This is a genomic window from Microbispora sp. GKU 823 (assembly GCF_002027145.1).
GTDB lineage: Bacteria > Actinomycetota > Actinomycetes > Streptosporangiales > Streptosporangiaceae > Microbispora > Microbispora siamensis.
The window spans coordinates 1-1,179 of the sequence record NZ_MWJN01000255.1 but is presented as its reverse complement, the minus strand read 5'-3'; the positions used below and the strand labels follow the sequence as shown (position 1 = coordinate 1,179).

At 71.2% G+C, this 1,179-nt stretch carries 1 protein-coding gene; it reads right to left on the bottom strand.

Annotation, left to right across the window (positions count from 1 at the left end; all coding sequences use genetic code 11):
- Positions 1-1,179 (bottom strand): polyketide synthase dehydratase domain-containing protein (locus B1L11_RS44600; protein WP_179155615.1); only part of this gene is annotated, 1,179 nt, incomplete at both ends.

Below are 1,179 nucleotides of genomic sequence, written 5' to 3'. Positions count from 1 at the left end.
GCTGCGGTGAGCACGAGCAGGCGGGTGTCGGCGAGGCGGTCGTCGGCCAGGTAGGTCTGCAGGGTGTGCAGGGTGTGTTCGAGCATCACGTGTGCGGCGCCGACCGGGTTGCGGTCGTCGGGTTCGTGGCTGGGGTGGGTGGGGATCGGCAGGACGATGAGGTCGGGCACAGGATCGGCGGCGTTGTCGGCGGCGTTGTCGGCGGCGCTGATGGCGGCGGTGAGGGTGGTCAGGTCCTCGTAGAACGATGCGGTGACGGTCTGGCGTAGTTCGTCGTAGAGCGTGCGGTCGCCGAGCACCGCCCACACCTCCCGCGCCGCCGGCACGAGATCCAGCGGTGACCACTCCACGCGATAGAGCCCGTCGTGTTTCGCCGATCCGGCGTACAGCTGGTCGGCCGCCACGGGACGCACCTGCAGCTGGTCGATCGAGACGACCGGCGCACCGGTGGGGTCGGCGGCCTCAAGTGACAGCGATCCGGTGTCGCCCAGCCTGACGCGCACCCGTAGCTCGGTGGCGGCGACGGCGTGCAGGCGGACGCCGCCCCAGGCGAACGGCAGGTTGCTGTGACCGCTCGGTGTGCCGTCCAGCCAGTGCAGCGCGGCCCCGTGCAGTGCCGCGTCCAGCAGCGCGGGGTGCACGCCGAAGTCCGCCACGTCGGCCCGTTCGTTCTCGGGGAGGGCGACCTCGGCGAACAGTTCGTCGCCGCGCCGCCAGGCGGCGCGCAGTCCCCGGAACGCCGGACCGTAGTGCAGCCCCGCCTCGGTCAGGCGGTCGTACGCGGTGCCGAGGTCAATCCGCTCTGCACCCACAGGAGGCCAGCCCGTGAGATCCAAGCCAGGCTCGGCGTCGTCCTTGACCAGTACGGCGGTGGCGTTGCGGGTCCAGTCTCCGGTGTCGCCGTCCGGTCGGGAGTAGATCTCCACGGTGGACTGGTCGGAGCCGGTGACGATGATCTGCACCTGCACGCCGCCGTTCTCCGGCAGGACCAGTGGGGCGTGGAGGAGGAGTTCGTCGATGGTGGTGCGGCCGGTGTGGTCGGCGGCGTGGAGGGCGAGGTCGAGGTAGGCGGTGCCGGGGAGGATGGGGGTGTCGAAGACGCTGTGGTGGGCGAGCCAGGGGTGGGTGGTGAGGGAGAGGGTGCCGGTGTAGACGGTGGTGTGGTCGTGGGCGAGGGTG